This is a genomic window from Pseudomonas sp. SDT291_1_S447 (assembly GCF_054070155.1).
Map to the genome: position 1 here is coordinate 1 of NZ_JBSVXS010000290.1, position 512 is coordinate 512.

Annotated in this window: 1 protein-coding gene; it reads right to left on the minus strand. The window is 65.6% G+C overall.

The annotated features are described in order from the left end of the window. Positions 1–512 (minus strand): type VI secretion system Vgr family protein (locus ACW9IR_RS29595; protein WP_457466155.1); only part of this gene is annotated, 512 nt, incomplete at both ends.

Sequence of the window (512 nt, forward strand, 5' to 3'; positions counted from 1 at the left end):
GTGCTGCTCAGGGCCAGGTGTTCGCCGGTGGCGATGTGGGTTGAGCGCGGAGTGGTCAGGGCGATGCCGGCCGGGCTGGCGAGGACCAGATGCGGTTCGGTGAACTCGGGGAATTCGTTGGCGGTGAGGTTCGCCGGACCTGAGCCGAGCACGCCTTGATGCTGGGCGTGCAGCGCTTTGGCGACGTCGTCCTGATCGCCGGCCTCTTGGGCCTGAAGCTCTTTGGCCTGTACCGCAAAACCGTCCTGCTGATCGCTCGCGGTGGCGAGGCGTTCAGCGGTTTCCGGCAGATCCTTGTGGTGCTTGGATTCGTTCGGCCGTGGTTCGGTGGTGATCAACAGACCGGCCCCGGCACGTACTGCGCCGTGGCGGTCGGTTCTCAACTCAAAACCTTCGCCGCGCGGTTGACCGCCGCTCGGGCGCGGATGAGTCAGATAACCGAGGTTGATCGCACTCGCGCCGTGGTCGCTGCGCAGCGCAATGCTGATCTCGCTGGTGGTGTCGTCGATGCG